The 15,074-nt window shown below is 69.7% G+C and carries 13 protein-coding genes; 9 read left to right on the top strand and 4 right to left on the bottom strand.

Features of this window, described 5'->3' with window-relative positions:
• Positions 1-35: 35 nt before the first annotated feature.
• Positions 36-935, bottom strand: coding sequence for an aminoglycoside phosphotransferase family protein (locus tag ACSHXC_RS02590; RefSeq protein ID WP_438296407.1), 900 nt, complete (start codon positions 933-935; stop codon positions 36-38).
• A gap of 360 nt (positions 936-1,295) precedes the next feature.
• On the opposite strand from ACSHXC_RS02590, the gene ACSHXC_RS02585 reads away from it, so the two are divergent.
• A complete protein-coding gene (locus ACSHXC_RS02585) occupies positions 1,296-3,302 on the top strand; it encodes a PE-PGRS family protein (protein ID WP_438289945.1) in 2,007 nt (668 codons plus the stop codon).
• 430 nt (positions 3,303-3,732) lie between these two features.
• On the opposite strand, the gene ACSHXC_RS02580 is transcribed toward ACSHXC_RS02585, so the two are convergent.
• Positions 3,733-3,858 carry a hypothetical protein gene (locus ACSHXC_RS02580; RefSeq protein ID WP_438289944.1) on the bottom strand — a complete coding sequence of 42 codons (126 nt, stop codon included), beginning with the start codon at positions 3,856-3,858 and terminating at the stop codon, positions 3,733-3,735.
• 562 nt (positions 3,859-4,420) lie between these two features.
• Between ACSHXC_RS02580 and ACSHXC_RS02575 the strand changes: the two genes are divergently transcribed.
• From ACSHXC_RS02575 to ACSHXC_RS02565, 3 genes are all read left to right on the top strand, one after another.
• On the top strand, positions 4,421-5,386 hold the full coding sequence (locus ACSHXC_RS02575; protein ID WP_438289943.1) for a pirin family protein: 966 nt from the start codon (positions 4,421-4,423) through the stop codon (positions 5,384-5,386).
• An 86-nt stretch (positions 5,387-5,472) separates the two neighbouring features.
• Positions 5,473-6,042, top strand: a complete 570-nt coding sequence (locus ACSHXC_RS02570) for a GNAT family N-acetyltransferase (protein WP_438289942.1) — start codon at positions 5,473-5,475, stop codon at positions 6,040-6,042.
• A 182-nt stretch (positions 6,043-6,224) separates the two neighbouring features.
• The gene (locus tag ACSHXC_RS02565) at positions 6,225-9,470 is read left to right on the top strand and encodes a DEAD/DEAH box helicase (RefSeq protein WP_438289941.1); all 3,246 of its coding nucleotides are present in this window, start codon (positions 6,225-6,227) and stop codon (positions 9,468-9,470) included.
• On the opposite strand, the gene ACSHXC_RS02560 is transcribed toward ACSHXC_RS02565, so the two are convergent.
• Positions 9,467-10,087, bottom strand: coding sequence for an antibiotic biosynthesis monooxygenase (locus tag ACSHXC_RS02560; protein WP_438289940.1), 621 nt, complete (start codon positions 10,085-10,087; stop codon positions 9,467-9,469). The two genes, ACSHXC_RS02565 and ACSHXC_RS02560, sit on opposite strands and share 4 nt — an antisense overlap.
• A 180-nt stretch (positions 10,088-10,267) precedes the next feature.
• On the opposite strand from ACSHXC_RS02560, the gene ACSHXC_RS02555 reads away from it, so the two are divergent.
• The 5 genes from ACSHXC_RS02555 (at position 10,268) to ACSHXC_RS02535 (ending at position 14,438) form a co-directional block, all read left to right on the top strand.
• Positions 10,268-11,206 carry a sigma-70 family RNA polymerase sigma factor gene (locus tag ACSHXC_RS02555; protein ID WP_438289939.1) on the top strand — a complete coding sequence of 313 codons (939 nt, stop codon included), beginning with the start codon at positions 10,268-10,270 and terminating at the stop codon, positions 11,204-11,206.
• A gap of 62 nt (positions 11,207-11,268) precedes the next feature.
• Positions 11,269-11,832 carry a dihydrofolate reductase family protein gene (locus ACSHXC_RS02550; RefSeq protein WP_438289938.1) on the top strand — a complete coding sequence of 188 codons (564 nt, stop codon included), beginning with the start codon at positions 11,269-11,271 and terminating at the stop codon, positions 11,830-11,832.
• A 441-nt stretch (positions 11,833-12,273) separates the two neighbouring features.
• Positions 12,274-13,560, top strand: a complete 1,287-nt coding sequence (locus tag ACSHXC_RS02545) for a molybdopterin-dependent oxidoreductase (RefSeq protein ID WP_438289937.1) — start codon at positions 12,274-12,276, stop codon at positions 13,558-13,560.
• Between the two features lie 6 nt (positions 13,561-13,566).
• Entirely contained in the window at positions 13,567-14,058 is a 492-nt protein-coding gene (locus tag ACSHXC_RS02540) for a hypothetical protein (RefSeq protein ID WP_438289936.1), read from the top strand.
• Between the two features lie 23 nt (positions 14,059-14,081).
• Positions 14,082-14,438 (top strand): Lrp/AsnC ligand binding domain-containing protein, encoded by a 357-nt coding sequence (locus ACSHXC_RS02535; RefSeq protein ID WP_438289935.1) that lies wholly within the window; start codon positions 14,082-14,084, stop codon positions 14,436-14,438.
• A 135-nt stretch (positions 14,439-14,573) separates the two neighbouring features.
• Here ACSHXC_RS02535 and ACSHXC_RS02530 read toward each other — a convergent pair whose 3' ends face one another.
• Positions 14,574-15,023 carry a winged helix-turn-helix transcriptional regulator gene (locus ACSHXC_RS02530; RefSeq protein ID WP_438289934.1) on the bottom strand — a complete coding sequence of 150 codons (450 nt, stop codon included), beginning with the start codon at positions 15,021-15,023 and terminating at the stop codon, positions 14,574-14,576.
• Positions 15,024-15,074 lie beyond the last annotated feature (51 nt).

The raw sequence follows: 15,074 nt of genomic DNA, 5'->3' as shown, positions 1-15,074 counted from the left end.
CGTGGCTGGTGCTTCCTGGACGGTGCCGTGCCGCGTCAGTCACGCCGCCCACCGGCCCTTTCACTGGTCGCGGCGCGGAGGTGCTCGGTGTGCAGATTGCGGAGCATGGTGTGGGCCTCGTCCACCGAGGCGAGGTCTTGGTGCTCCAGGCCATAGCGCAGCAGGCTCATCGCATCCAGCGCCCCGTACGCGGTGACTGCGTGCTGTTCGGCCTCGCAGAGTTTCCGGCCGAGGCCGTTGAAGAACGACGCCTCAAGATCGGGGCGGCTATAGAGGATGCGGTAGGAGAGGCGGGGCAGATCGCGCTGGGCGGAGGGTCGGATGTCCGCGCGCTCGAAGTCGATGATCCGCATTACCTGTTCGGCGGGATCCCACAGCCAGTTCCGTGGCATGAAGTCGCCGTGCGATACCACCGTCGGCAGGCTGGCGGGCCGCTCGCGGGTCAGGGCGTGCAGGACCGTCAGGTCCTCCGGTGTCGCGTACAACCGGGCAGAGCGGAGCATCTGCTCCACCTCCGCATCCCAGTCGACCGTGCTGGACGCGGGAAGCCGGCCGGGGGCGGGGGCGGTGGTGAGGCGGGCGAGGAGTTGCCCGGCCTGGCGGTAGACCTCGCGTTCCTGCTCGGCCGCCAGCCGCTGTTCGCGCACCGGGCGGCCGGGGGCGGCCGTGACCACGAGGGCCTGGGCATTCACGTCGTGGGCGGCCAGGAGCGGGGCCCGGCCCGGTCCCAGGGCCGTGGCCCAGCCCGACTCGTAGGCCGCCACCTCACGTCGGAACAGCTTGGGCCCGGGGTTGTACTTCGCGAACCACCTACAGCCATGCCGATCCTCGACCTCCCAGGTGCGGGGCCGGCCGATCCCTGGCGAGGAGTGATCGGCGACCACGCGGAACGCGCCGCTCACCGAGGTCACCAGGCGGTGCACCGCCTCGGGCATGTCGGTCACAGTCGTACTTCCTTAACGTTTGCGAAACCAGCATCAACACTCGAAGTGATCACTCGGTCACGGATGGTGTCTGTATGGGTGTGTAGCGTGCCAGGCGGCACTGACAGCGGGCCCTGGCCAGGTCATTTGATGTGGTGGCTGCCCGTGCCCTGCGAGTTGTTGAGCACGCCGTAGCGCACCAGCCGAGCGAGATCAGATGGGATCGTTCTGGGCGCAGCGTGCCCACAGAGCCTGGATCTTCTGCTTCACGAAGTCGAGTGACGACAGGCCGCAGATGTTGGTGATCTACAGGTGTCGTCGAGCGCCAGCTGCTGGGAGGACACGGAACCGGCTCCGGCAAGATGGGCTCTCATGACAGGTGGGAAAGACAGGCTCGTGGAGTTGCTGCAGCGTGCCGGGCTGGAGATGGTGGGGGACGGGCGAACCGAGGAGGTCCTACCTCCCTCGGCCGCGTGGCGTCCGGGCATTGTGGGCAACGCCGAGCCGACCGTGGCCGTCCGGGGAGACAGGCCCGACCTGGTCGCCGAGATCAACGCACAATGGCACCGGCTTGCGGCCGCGAGCGGAGTCATTGGTGAAGACGGCGGGTTCCTCATCGACGTCGCCGGCTACGGGATGGGCTGCCCGCCCGGGCGTTGGACGCGGGTGAGGCTCACCAGCGAGTGGGACCTGGCCGGAGTGCTGGGCGAGCGGTCCGGGCGGCCGGAGTTCGTCACGCTTTCGACGGACGGGAATACGCTGCTGGGAGCGACCAGCGAGGAGTATGAGGTCTGGCTCATCGCGGTGGACCGCGTCAAAGAGCGGCACGAGGCCGCCGCACAGCAAGCCGCCCGGGAAATGACCCCACAGGAAACCGCAGACGCCTGGGCATCGCTGCTGGGAGGACTGAGGCCTTCGGAACGGCTGTGCGAGATGTGGGCGCACGGGCTGGCCCTCAACCCGGCCATACCCGATGACCTGCGTGCCGATCTCCTTGGCCGGTCCCACTTCCTGATGTGGCGGAGCCTGCCGACTGCAGTCGTCGAAGCGGCTATGGTCCACCCGGACCGGAAGCTGCGGCAGCTGCTGGCCGAAGTCCAGCCGAACATCACGGCCGAGCATTGGACCCGCCTGATCCTGGGCGAGCAGGAGTCCCGGCACCGGTGGATGCTCACCATGCTCGCGGCAGACCGGCACGCCGAGCTCACCGACACCGCGTACGAGCGACTCGCCACGGACCCGTCCGCACACGTCCGCGAAGAGACAGCGCGCCTTCGAGGCCTGCCCGTGCGGATGCTCACCGCCCTGGCCGCTGACGTTGATCCGTCCGTACGGGCCTCGGCCTGCCGGAGGGCCTGGCCGCATCTGGACAGCACGGCACGGCTTGCTCTCCTCGGCGACCCCTACGGCAAGGTCCGCATCGAAGCACTTCTTCACTACCACCAAGACCACCCGATGCCCCTGTCGGTCTTCGACGCCGAGGAACTCAAAGACCGCGCGGTGCAGACCTGCCGCCTGGAGCGCGGCCTCGCCGAACGACTGGCCCGTCACATCGATCCAGCCCAGCGCCGCGCACTCGCGAGCAACCCCCACCTGGACCCGGACCTGTTCCTCCTCCTCGCCCAGGACCCCGACAAGAGGGTCCGCTTCGAGGCCTCCAAACGCCCTGATCTCACCGAGGAGCAGCGAGCGGACATCAGCATCGACTTCGATCCGCGTATTCATTACTACCCGCTCGACTGGGTCATGGAACTGCACGACGATCACAACGCCATGCGTCGCCTGGCCGTCTCCTCCCACCCCCTCGTGCGCAGGAGTGTCGCCAGGGCCCGGCGTCTGCCGCCGGACGTCGTCGAACTCCTCGCCCGGGACGAGGACCGTGTCGTGCAGCTCTTCCTCGCGGAATCCTGCGACGACGCCCCCGCTGACATGCTGCTGCGCGTCTGGCAGTGGTGGACCGGAAGCCTCAGCACACCCGACCGCCCCCACGGCCACCCGAACTTCCCCCGCCACGACCTCCTCCGCTACGCTAACGACCCCAACCCCCGAATGCGCCAACTGGCCCTGGACGACCCGGAGTCCACAGCAGAGCTGGTCGAACGGTTCAGCCGGGACAGCAACAAAGAAGTACGACACCGAGCCGCAACCGATCCGCGACTGACGGCAGCGTCGGCAGTGCGACTGCTCGACGACCCGCACGAGCACATACGCCACGCGGCCGCCCAGCACCCGAAGCTGCCCGCACGGGTACTGGTCCGGTTGCTGCGGGACAACGACACCGCACAAACAGCTGCCCAGCACCCGGCGCTGCCCGTCCCCGTCATGGAGCAGATGCTCAGGCGGCCCCAAGCATCCACCAGCGCCACCCCGGCGCCATGAGCGTATGAGGCGACGGCTGTTCCGCAACGTCGAATAGCGGGGCTTACCAAGATCCTCACCGGCGTCGGCTCTGCCCGAGGGCGGCGCGGTATCGGGCCGTGGGATCAGTTCGAGGACATAGCAGGCGTGGACGAGAGCGTGCCGGTGACGTACCCCGATGGGCTGGTGGGCGCTGGCCATCGCGGCGCTGATCGTGCCGACAGCGCGGGACAGCTCGACGGTTGCTTTGGTTGTGCTCATGCCCTCAGCGAGTTTGCCAATGATCTGTATCTGAGTGGAGGTTGGCAGCAACGGAGGCCTGCCAGGACGGGCGGACATGATGAGGTGCCCTTTCACGAAGGATGGGGTGTCGCTACGGGAGCGTGGAGGGTTGGCCACCCCGGCCGAGGGCAGGGCGTGTCCTGGGCCGGAATGGGGGAGCGGGAGCCGGTCAGGCGCGGGTAAACCAGCGTTCCTGCTCGGCGTCGGTGACGACGATGCGGTGGTGGTCGAGTTCGATCTGCACGAGGCGGGCGTAGTGCTCCACCACGTCCGAGCCGAATGCCCACAGCATCACCGACGGGCCGTCGGTCGCCAGACCGAACCCGTACAGCTCCTGGCAGACACGGGCGATCTTGGTCGAGAACCCGTCTACCAGGAGCTTCGTCGTTGCGCAGGACCGTCCAACTCGCGGTCAGCACCGCCAGCTTGGAAAAGGCTCAGTGCCCCGCAGGAGGGCACCTGACACCCCCTCTGACCCAGACACCAAGCCCACACCAGCGACACCAAGGGAACCGAGATTCACGCTCGTCCCCCCAACGCCTCCAGAAGCCGACTCGCAGCGCGACCCAGCCCGAGTGGCGGGAGGTCGTTGAGGCAGGTCGCCGGCCGTCCGCTGGCGTGTGGCTGGGGGACAGGCGGGGGACAGAAGGACACGGATAGGGAAGGAAGGGTGAGGGCGTGCAAGGACAGGGTGGGCGCAAGGGTCGGGACGACGTCCCGGATCCACACTCTCTCACTTCCGCTCGGCGGTACTTCTTGACCTGCTGAAACACGGGCGGTTGCCGGGCGCGGGCCGCGTACTGACCGGCTTTGCAAGGTTCATGGGGACAGGCGCCCGAAGCGAGTAGGTTGACCGCATGAGCAATCTCGATCGCCAGCCCGCGCTCTCCGTATGCGGCGGACGCGGCTTCGTCGTGGCCGAGCCGGTGCGCGAGCTTCTCTCGCCCCGCACCGTGCAGCTCGGCGAGTCCACCGAGGTGCGCAGGCTGCTGCCGAACCTCGGCCGCCGGATGGTCGGCGCCTGGGCCTTCGTCGACCACTACGGCCCCGACGACATCGCCGACGAACCCGGCATGCAGGTGGCACCCCACCCCCACATGGGTCTGCAAACAGTGAGCTGGCTGCACCAGGGAGAGGTGCTGCACCGCGACAGCCTGGGCAGCCTCCAGACCGTACGCCCCCGGGAACTCGGCCTGATGACCTCGGGCCGGGCCATCAGCCACTCGGAGGAAACCCCCAAGTCGCACAGCCGCTTCCTGCACGGAGCCCAGCTGTGGGTCGCCCTGCCCGACGCCCACCGCCACGTAGAGCCGCACTTCCAGCACCACGCCGACCTGCCGCACGTCACCGCACCCGGCATCGACGCGACGGTCATCCTGGGCGAACTCGACGGCGCCGCGTCACCGGGCAGCACGTACACCCCGATCGTCGGGGCGGACCTGTCCCTCACGGCAGGCGCCGAAGCGCGGCTGCCCCTGAACCCCGACTTCGAGTACGCCGTCCTCGCGATGTCGGGCGAGGCCCACGTGGACGACGTACCGGTCCTCCCCGGATCGATGCTCTACCTGGGCTGCGGCCGCACCGAACTCCCCCTCCGAGCCACCTCCGACGCGGCCGTGATGCTCCTGGGCGGCGAGCCGTTCGAGGAGGAGATCGTGATGTTCTGGAACTGGATCGGCCGTTCCAACGAGGAGATCCAGCAGGCCCGTTCGGACTGGATGACGGGCTCGCGGTTCGGCGAGGTGAAGGGCTACGACGGCGCCCCGATCCCGGCCCCGGAGCTGCCGGCGGTGCCGCTCAAGCCTCGGGGGAGGGTGCGCTGACCTGCGGTGACATCCGGTCGACTGGCTACGGGCCCCACCGGCCGAAACCCGTTCCTTCGCGACCGGTACGACCGTAGCGTCCTGCCATGATTACTTCTGGCGAGTCGGCGTACGAATTCCGCGTGGCCCGGGCCGAGGACACCAAGGCCATCGGGGCCCTCGACGGCTCCTTCACGACCAGCACCGTTTTCGAAGTCTCCGTCTCGCAGCACGGGTTCGCGCTCCGGGAGATCCCGGTGGACCCGCCGCTGACCAAGGTCTTCCCCGACGACGAGCCGGCCGGCGACGAGGACGGTGAGCACGACGGCGACTTTGGCAGCCGCACCTTTGTCGCCGTCGGCACCGACGGCGAGCTCGCCGGTTTCGTCGCCGTCTCCTACTCCCCGTGGAACCGCCGACTCACCATCGAGGACATCGAGATCGCCCCGCAGCACCGGGGCCGGGGTGTGGGCCGCGCTTTGATGGGACGCGCCGTGGAGTTCGCCCGGGAGTGCGGTGCCGGGCACGTCTGGCTGGAGGTCACCAACGTCAATGCCCCGGCGATCCACGCATACCGGCGCATGGGCTTCGCCTTCTGCGGACTGGACACGACCCTGTACGCCGACACCGCCTCCGACGGCGAGCAGGCCCTTTACATGAGCATGCCCTGTCCCTGAGCCGGGAGCAGGCGGGGACGCCGGTGGACGCGCTCGCGGTCGCTCCGAGGGCAAGCCCGCCCGGGGTGAACTCTGCTATTGCGGCTACGCGATCCGGCCCGGATGGGATCATGGCCGTTGCCACCCGGGCAGCATCGTCGATTGACCTACGCGATCAGCCGGGCCGACCGAGGGGGGGACCAGTGGGGGAGACGGCCGAGTTCGGCCGGACGGTTGCGGAAGCCGTGCGCGAACGCTGGGGCGTCAGGCTGGAGGGAGAGCGGCTCATCGCCCGCTTCACCGAACCGGGGTGGAGCTACGAGGAGGAAGTGCCACGGGGTTGCCCCGAGTGCGACGGGCGGCTGTACGCACTGCGCCGACCGTACGAATCGGCCGGGCGGGTCTACCGATACGTGGCCGTCGTCTGCCCGGTCTGCCCCGCGGCGTACACGCTCGCCGACCTCGGGGCGAAGACCTACGACCAGCTGTGGCCCCGGGCCACGACGAAGAAGACCGCGGCTCCGCGGCTGAAGGTGACCGAACTGCCGCAGGCGGCGAGCGTCGAGGAGGCACTCCTCGGTCCCTGTCCCGTGCAGCCCGGTGTCACCGTCACCCCGGTCGGGGTCATCGCCACTTCCTCAGGGCCGGCCTGGCCCGGGGACCTTCCGGTGCCGAGGGAGAGCGAGCTGCGCCGCCTGAGGTGGTGCAAGGTGACCGACCCGGCCTGGCGACCGCCCGAGGAGGTGGTGCCGGGGGCTGACGACGTCCGCGTCATCCTCCCCGAGGGCCCCGCCTTCGACGATCTGCGCACGCACCTGGCCGCTCGGGGCATACCGTTCCGCAGCGCCCGGCACTGGATGGAGACCGAACAGGTCGGCACGGTGAACGACTTCGGTTCCCCGACGGGGCTGGTGGCCCACCCCGTCCACGCGTTCCCCGCCCATGGTTCCGCGATGCCGCCCGCACCTGTCGCAGGCCCCGGGGCCTATGCGGCCCGGGACGCGTTCGAAGCTCAATGGGACGCGCTGGAGGACCTTCCGGCCGCTGCCGACATGCCGTACGTACCGGTGACCGACCTCGTTCCCGAGGGCTGGGCCGGTCTGCTGCCGTATCCCACCTTCAATCCCGCACAGGCCCACGCCGTTCCGGTGGTGATGGACAGCGACGACCATCTGATCGTCGTCGCTCCCACCGGCGCGGGCAAGACACCGATCGGGATGGTCGCCGCACTGCGAGCGCATGCCCGTGGGCGCAAGGCGGCCTGGCTCGTTCCCCAGCGGTCGCTGACCGATGAACTCGACCGCGAACTGGAGAACTGGCGGCGGCACGGACTGAAGGTCGTCCGGCTCACGGGAGAGTACGCCGTCGACACCGAGCTGATCCGCGAGGCCGACGTCTGGGTCGCCACTACCGAGAAGTTCGAGGCGATCTGCCGGAACGGATCCCTGGGCGATGCCCTCGCCGAGGTCGGTTGTCTGGTCGTCGACGAGATCCACCTGCTCGGCGACCCGGGGCGTGGCGCCGTGCTGGAGGCCGTCCTCACCCGGGTGCGCGAGGACAGCGCCCAGACCCGCATCGTCGGGCTCTCGGCGACCGTGGCCAACGCCGACCAGGTCGCCGCATGGCTGAGTGCCCGGCTGATTCGGACCTCGTGGCGGCCCACCCGGCTGACCTGGCAGATCCCCATGCTTGCGGCGCCCAGGGACGGCGCACGGTCCACGCAGGCCGTCGTCGCGCGTACGGAAGCGGCCGTGCGGCTCGTCCGGACCTTCACCGACGAGGACGGCAGCGTGCTGGTCTTCTGCAGCAGCAAACGTGGGGTTCGGGCCACGGCACTCGCCCTTGCGGCCGACCGGGGTGTGCCGACCCGCGGTGTCGACACCGACGACACGGAACTCGTCGAGCGTCTGTGCAGCAGCGCCGGTGTGGGGCTGCACTATCGCGACTGGCCGTTCAAACGCGACGCCGAACGGGCTTTCCGGGACCGCGAGATCGATGTCCTGGTCGCGACGTCCACCGTGGCAGCAGGAGTGAACCTCCCCGCTCGCGCCGTCGTTGTACGTGACGTCCGACTGGGCCGGAACCGGATCGAAGTGTCCATGGTGCAGCAGATGTTCGGCCGCGCCGGGCGTATCGGGGCAGGAGAACGCGAAGGCTGGGCCTTCCTGCTGGCGGACGAGACCGAACGCCCCGAGTGGCAGGCTCGGATGGCCGCGGGCTACACCGTGCGCTCCCGCATCGGCGACCGGCTGCCCGACCACCTTCTCGCCGAAGTGGTGCAGGGCCGCGTGGGCTCGATGACGGAGGCCGAGGACTGGTGGACCGACACGTTCGCGTTCCAGCAGGGGCACGACAGTGTCGAGCCGCTCCATGACGCCGCGCGCTACCTGGCGGAGGCGCGATTCCTGCGTATCGCCGCGGGACCTCGGAGTGAGGAGTTCCTGGAAGCCACCGATCTGGGCACACTGACCAGTCGCTTCATGGTCGACGCCGAACTCGCACACGAACTGGCCGAAGGCGTAAGAGGGTTACCGGTACCCGACGAACCGGATGACGCCGAGCTCCGCCTCACCGAGCTGCTCAGCAGGCAGCTCCCTGAACTGGCGGAGGCGGCTTTCAACGACCGTGCGCGCGCCACGCTGCGGCGGGTGCTCCACCATCGGGGACATGCGGAAGGGATGGGGCACGACCAGAGCCCGCCGGACAAGGGCACGGGGCTGCTGCCGGGCGAACTGGCCCACGCCGTACTGCTGTTGGTCGCCAGGAGCCCGCGGCTGTTCGCCGCCCGCGGCGGGTACGTGCTCGGGATCCCGGCCGACAGCCTGACCAACATCCTGGACGAGGCTCAGCGCTACCTGGCCTGGCTGGGAGCCCAGGGCGAGCTGGGCACCGTCCACCCCTGGGCGGCCGTCGTGGCCGCGGACCTCGCCGAGCGCATCCGCTGGCGGGCACTGGGGCCGGGCCGCGGTGCCGGTCGGCTGCTGTGGATGTGCGGGCGCATGGCCACGCCGCAGCTCGCCACCCGACTTGTCCCCCGCCTATGGCGGGCGGCGCGGGACCGGGGTGTGAGCGCCCCCGACTGGACGGGCGCCACTCCGCCCCGCGAGAGTGCGCTCTCGCCGGAGCGCTACCGGGCCCTGCTGAAGCAACGTGCCACCGGCACCGCGTTCACCCCACACTCCTGCTCCCTGAGCGTCGACGCCCCGCACGGGGCGGTGATCTGCCTGTGGAACGGTGCGACGACGGCCCGGTACACGGCGGACGGCACACCGACCCGCCTGGACCACCCGCACTCGGACCCCGAAGATCCCTCGACGGGCCGACGAGGGGCAGCGGTCTTCACACGTGGCGACCGCTTCGCGGCCGGCTGGCTCGCGGTCTACAACGGGGTCGGAATGGGCCCTCCCAGCAAGGTCAACTCCGTCATCGAGGTCGAAGGACTCCCCTAAGCCTGCGGCCGGTGCGCCATGATCAGCTCGAACTCCTCCAGACTCCGCAGCCTCGCGTTCATTTTCTTGAGGGACTTGCCGCGGATGGCCGACTGCGGCCCCCGCGAGGCGATCAGCGCGGCCTTGTCGCGGAACATCGCGCCGACGTGTGCGCGCCCCTCCGCAGCGTTCAGGAAGAGCGTCGCGCTGACCGCACCGTCGAGGGCCTCCAGCTGGGGGCGGCCCAGCTCCTCGAACGTCTGCCCGTACACGGCCGCGTCGGCGGGGTCGAACTCCACGTACCCGGCCCGCATCCACATGCCCGGCGCCACCTTGGGCGCGGGTGTGTACGACACGGCCTCCCAGTCGTCGGCGGTCACGGTGTCCGCGAAGGGCGCGAGCAGCTCCAGGCGTCGCTCGCGCAGCCGCGTGTCGCTCTCCGCCCGGGCGCTCTCGCTCTCCCACCACGAACCCATGAGGATCTTGCCGATCTCGCGGTCCGCGAACAGCCCGAAACGGTGGTAGCCAGGGTTCTCGGCGAGGAGCCCCGGGGCCTCGCTGCGGAGGGCGTCGAGGACACCGTCGAGTTTGGCCGGGTCGCCGGTGGCGTAGATGGTGCGCAGGTACCAGGTCTGCATGGCTCGTCCTGTCGGAGGGAAGGTCCCGCGGCGGTGGCACGCGGCTCCTTCCCATGCGAAGCCGAACCAGGCCGGTCCGCGATGCGAGTGGCCCATCCGGCCTACCGGCCACCCGGCCCCCACAGCAGCGGTCTCGCCGTGCCAGGGCTTCGCATCGACGGCGTGCGGCATGATGAGCGGGTGGAATTCGAGCCGTACCGGGGTGAGTTGCTGGCGTTCTGCTACCGGATGCTGGGTTCGTACCACGAGGCCGAGGACTTGGTGCAGGAGACGCTGCTGCGCGCCTGGAAGGCCCGCGACCGGTACGACCCGGCGCGCGCGTCGGTGCGGACCTGGCTGTACCGGATCGCGACCAATGTGTGCCTGACCGCGCTCCAAGGGCGCGCGCGGCGTCCGCTGCCGTCCGGACTGGGGGCACCGAGCGACGATCCGGGGGCGCCGCTCACACCGGCGCTCGACGTCCCCTGGCTGGAGCCGTTTCCCGACGCGCGGTTCGACGTGGAGGTGCGAGCCGATCTGCGGCTCGCCTGGGTGGCGGCCACGCAGGTTCTGCCGGCGCGACAGCGCGCCGTACTCGTGCTGCGCGAGGTGCTGGAGTTCTCGGCGGCCGAGGTCGCCGGGCAGTTGGGGACCACGGTGGCCGCGGTCAACAGCGCACTGCAACGCGCCCGTGCCACCCTCGCGGGCGCAGGCGACGCGGGGGAGTTCCGCGAGCCGGGCGATCCTGAGGTGCGGGCCGTGGCGCAGCGGTATGCGCGGGCCTTCGAGGCTGCCGATGTGCCCGCGCTGGTGCGGTTGCTGGCTGAGGACGCGGTCCTGGAGATGCCGCCGGTTCCCCTCTGGTTCCGGGGCAGCAGAGACTATGCCCTGTTCATGGAGCGTGTCTTCCGGATGCGTGGCATCGGCTGGGCCGTACGGGAACTCACCGCGAACGGACAGCCGGCGCTGGCGGCGTACGCGCCGGAGACCGGCGGAGGGCACCGGCTGCACACCCTCCAGGTGCTCACCGTCACCGACGGGCTGGTGGCGCGCAACGTCGTCTTCGCCGATCCGGCCGTCTTCGACGCCTTCGAGCTGCCGCGGCAGACTACCGCCGGGAATTTCGCGCCGGAGCGATGAGCCGGGCGGAGGCCGCCGGTATGTACCGGTGAGCATTCGGCCCGAGCGAGAGGACCATCGCCATGAGCATCATCGTGATCGGATTCATCACCCTGGACGGGATCGTGACCGACCCCACCGGTTCGGAGGGGACGCCGCTGGGCGGCTGGGCGCTGCGGCACGGCCGTGAAGCGATCGACGGGGACAGGTTCCGGCTCGGACGCACGCTGGACGACGGCGTGCTGCTGTTCGGGCGCACCACCTGGCAGATCTTCTCGCGGCTGTGGCCGGGACGTGAGGGCCCGTTCGCCGCGCGCATGAACGCCGTCCCGAAACTGGTCGCCTCCCGCACGCTGAGCGACGCGGACAGCGCGGCCTGGGCGAACTCGACGATCCTGGACGGCGACGTCATCGACGCGGTCAAGCAGGAACCGCGCGATGTGGTCGTCATCGGCAGCCTCAGCCTCGTACACCGGCTCATGGCCGAGGACCTGATCGACGAGTACCGGCTGCTGACCTTCCCCACCGTCCTCGGCACCGGTGACCGGCTCTTCCCCGCGGGCGGCCGGTGGGCGCATCTGGAGTGTGTGTCGGCGGAACAGGTTGGCGCCGTCGTCCTCAGCCGCTATCGCAGGGCCGCTCGATGACGGCCCGTTTCCTTGTCCTGTGGGTGTGACCCGTTGTTACGGCGGCTTCGTCGTCGGTCGGGGTGAGGGAACGCAGGTCATGGCCCCGGTGTTGCCGGGGCGGTCGGCTGCGTGCGGCCACACGGGTATCCGGGTGCAGGGAGCAGGGAGCACCACGACACGGGCGGACAGTCGGCCGACCAATGCCGTTTTGTGGTGGTTTCACTGGTTGAGTGTCGGAAGACTCGGAAGACATCGTTGCGGTCGAACGCTCGTCCTTGAGGGTCTGCCCCGACACGGAGGAGATGGCTGATGGACAGTGGCGGACGGCCGCCGGCCTCCGGTCCGTCCGGTGGGCCGAGGCGCTCGCCGCCGGACGAGGCGCCTGAGCCCGGGCGTCTCGAACGGATCGGCGCCGCGATGGCAGCCCGTGCGGCTGCGGCCGCGGAAGTAACCCGGGCGATGGCACAGCGGATCGGCCGGACGCCTCCGCCTCCGGGACCCTTCCGTCCCGGATTCTGGCGCAGTCCGATCCGCGGCCCCTGGCTGACGTCGGTGTTCGGCCTGCTGCTCCTTCTCGGCATTCCGGTGCTCTTCGTCACCGGGATGCTCTCGTACGCCGCCTACAACCCCGACCTGGGCCCGCTCAACGACCAGACCCCCACCAAGGGACTGCTGGGCTTCTATCTCTTCGACTGGCCCACGCACCCCTACTGGCTCTACCGGCTGACTCAGGGTGTGCACGTCACGCTCGGCGTGGTTCTCGTGCCGGTCCTTCTTGCCAAGCTGTGGTCGGTCATCCCGAAGCTGTTCGAGTGGCTTCCGGTCCGCACCGTCGCTCACGGCCTGGAGCGGCTCTCGCTGCTGATGCTGGTGGGCGGGGTCATCTTCGAGTTCGTGACCGGAATTCTCAACATCCAGCTCTACTACGTCTTCCCGGGCTCCTTCTACACCCTGCACTTCTACGGTGCCTGGGTGTTCATCGCCGCGTTCGTGGTCCATGTGGCACTCCGGCTCGGTCGGATGACGCGTGCCCTCGGCTCCCGCGATCCGGCCGCCGAACTGCGCACCGGCGTGGCCGACACCCGGCCCGAGCCCCCCGACCCGGACGGCCTGGTACCGGCAGCGCCCGCGGCGCCGACGATGTCGCGCCGCGGTGCGGTGGGGATGGTGGGGGCGGGGTCACTGCTCCTGCTGGTGGTGACCGCCGGACAGAGCATCGGCGGCCGGCTGCGCAGCACCGCCCTTCTCGCGCCCCACAACCGTGACCCCGGCAGCGGGCCCAACGGCTTCCAGATCAACAAGACGGCCGCCGCCGTCGGGATCTCCCCGTCCCACGTCGGCCCGAGCTGGCGGCTGGAGGTGAACGGCCGTGGACCGGCGCTGATCCTCACGCGCGAGCAACTTCTGACGATGGGTCAGTACGCGGCCGCGCTGCCGATCGCCTGTGTGGAAGGGTGGTCCACCGCCGACCAGCACTGGAGCGGCCTGCGCCTCACCGACCTCGCCGCCATGTCCGGACTGCCCGACGCGGGAAGCGTCCTGGTGGAATCCGTGCAACCGTCCGGCCCCTACAGCTCGGTGGTCCTGCGGGGCAACCAGATCCACGACCCCCGGGCCCTGCTCGCCCTGTGCGTCAACGGGGCGGATCTCTCACTCGACCACGGCTACCCGGCCCGCGTCATCGTCCCGGCCAACCCCGGCGTGAACAACACCAAGTGGGTGGGCCGGCTTACCTTCAGGACCTGACTGCCCATGGCACGCTTCGGCCGCTGGTACGGCTCCGGGCCCCTCCATCTCCTCGTGCTGATCTGCTCGTTCGCGCTCACCGGCTACGCGCTGGTGCGGCTGTTCGCGGTCCGGCCGCTCGATGTGGCGGTCTGGTTCGTGGGAGCGGCGATCCTCCACGACCTGATCCTGCTACCGCTGTACTCGCTCGCCGATCTCTCGGCCCAGTCCGTACTGCGGCACCGCGCCGGCCGCGTGCCGGGGGTGCCGTGGATCAACTACCTGCGCGTACCCACCTTCCTGTCCGGCGTGCTGCTCCTCGTGTGGTTCCCCCTCATCCTCGATCTGGCGGCCCCCTACGAAGGTGCCACGCGCCTGACCGAACACGTCTACCTCGGCCGATGGCTGGCGATCACCGCAGTGCTCTTCGGCGGTTCGGCAGTGGCTTTCGCTCTCACATTGCGCCGCCTCCGTCGGGCCGCCCCCGCCGAGGAGCCGGGCGACGACGCCAAGCGGTGAGCCCCTGGCGACTTGTCCCCGTGTTGTCCTCGTGCAGACCCGGGCCATCGCGCGCAGCGATCGAGGGCGAGCGATCCGCTCAGGTCCTGGTCGAGCCCCGCCGCCTGGGGCTGCCCATCGAGGCCAAACTCCTGCTGCACGTGGCCCCCGACCACCTGGCCGCCGCCGGTCAGGCGCTGGCCGGCCACCCCTCGGTACACGGCGCGTTCGCGACATCGGGCCCCTCGAACCTGCACGCGGCCGCCTACTTCCCGGACCTGACAGCCCTCTACGGCTTCCTCTCCCACGACTTGACCGGCCTGGGCATCACCCACGTCGAAACGGCCATCGTGAGCTACGCCGCCAAACGCACACCGGCACCGCTCCAGCCGAGGCGGTGACCTCCTGGGTCTCGACGTAACAGGAGGTCCCGTTCAATGAGTTGAAGGTCAGGCGACGCAGAATCACACTCTGGTCCATCAACTCCCCGTACAGGTCGCATAATTGAGACAGTTGAGGCCTGACCACACATCAGATCATGAGGTAGAGACCTTGTGGACGGTGGTGTCCTCCGGGCTCAGGCGCCGCCCATCCGCAGACCGCACCTCCAGGCGGAGGGGATGTCCCTGCCGACTGTCGACCAGCCGTGAGTGCGGTTCGCCCGGGGCGAAGAAGTTCTGTTCGCCCCACTGTCGCAGCGCCACGATGACGGGGAAGAGCGCCTTGCCCTTCGGGGTCAGTGCGTACTCGCGGTAGGCGCTGCCGTCCGAAGCGGGGACGGTTTCGAGCACGCCGCCCTCGACCAGGGCGCGCAGCCGGGTGGTGAGGATGTTCTTCGCCACGCCGAGGCTGCGCTGGAACTCCCCGAAGCGCCGGCTCCCGTCGAAGGCGTCCCGCACGATCAGCAGGGACCACCAGTCGCCGATCGCGTCCACCGACCGGGCAACGGGGCATTCGCTGTCGTCGAAGCGTGTCCTGGTCACCATGGCGTCCCTCGCTCTCAAGTTGGTTGCAACATGCTACCAAGACCGTTACCG

Origin of the sequence: Streptomyces sp. HUAS TT7, from assembly GCF_051550175.1 — a bacterium.
In the GTDB taxonomy this organism is placed as follows: Bacteria; Actinomycetota; Actinomycetes; order Streptomycetales; family Streptomycetaceae; genus Streptomyces.
Note: the sequence above shows the minus strand (reverse complement) of the source record. Positions and strands in the feature narration are given on the sequence as shown.

Coding starts and splice junctions, on each gene's coding strand:
- ACSHXC_RS02590 (WP_438296407.1), bottom strand. CDS start 935: ATGCCCGAGGCGGTGCACCGCCTGGTGACCTCGGTGAGCGGCGCGTTC.
- ACSHXC_RS02585 (WP_438289945.1), top strand. CDS start 1,296: ATGACAGGTGGGAAAGACAGGCTCGTGGAGTTGCTGCAGCGTGCCGGG.
- ACSHXC_RS02575 (WP_438289943.1), top strand. CDS start 4,421: ATGAGCAATCTCGATCGCCAGCCCGCGCTCTCCGTATGCGGCGGACGC.
- ACSHXC_RS02570 (WP_438289942.1), top strand. CDS start 5,473: ATGATTACTTCTGGCGAGTCGGCGTACGAATTCCGCGTGGCCCGGGCC.
- ACSHXC_RS02560 (WP_438289940.1), bottom strand. CDS start 10,087: ATGCAGACCTGGTACCTGCGCACCATCTACGCCACCGGCGACCCGGCC.
- ACSHXC_RS02550 (WP_438289938.1), top strand. CDS start 11,269: ATGAGCATCATCGTGATCGGATTCATCACCCTGGACGGGATCGTGACC.
- ACSHXC_RS02545 (WP_438289937.1), top strand. CDS start 12,274: ATGGCACAGCGGATCGGCCGGACGCCTCCGCCTCCGGGACCCTTCCGT.
- ACSHXC_RS02540 (WP_438289936.1), top strand. CDS start 13,567: ATGGCACGCTTCGGCCGCTGGTACGGCTCCGGGCCCCTCCATCTCCTC.
- ACSHXC_RS02530 (WP_438289934.1), bottom strand. CDS start 15,023: ATGGTGACCAGGACACGCTTCGACGACAGCGAATGCCCCGTTGCCCGG.